The 251-nt window shown below is 63.3% G+C and carries 1 pseudogene; it reads left to right on the forward strand.

Going from position 1 to position 251, the window contains the following annotated elements:
* A pseudogene (locus SB764_RS42980) lies at positions 1–251 on the forward strand (aldehyde dehydrogenase (NADP(+))); the annotation flags it as partial.

Here is a 251-nt window from a genome sequence, read left to right on the forward strand (position 1 = left end):
GCACCGAAGAAATGCTCGAAGTGGCAAAGAGCTTCGAAGGCCAGCTGACGGCAACCCTGCATCTGGATGCCGGCGATGCTGAACTCGGCCGCAAGCTTCTGCCGATCCTGGAGCGCAAGGCCGGCCGCGTTCTCGCCAACGGTTTCCCGACCGGCGTTGAAGTTTCCGAAGCCATGGTTCACGGCGGCCCCTACCCGGCGTCGACGAACTTCGGCGCAACCTCTGTTGGCACCATGTCGATCCGCCGCTTC

The organism is Paraburkholderia sp. SIMBA_027 (assembly GCF_046535315.1).
Classification (GTDB): domain Bacteria; phylum Pseudomonadota; class Gammaproteobacteria; order Burkholderiales; family Burkholderiaceae; genus Paraburkholderia; species Paraburkholderia tropica.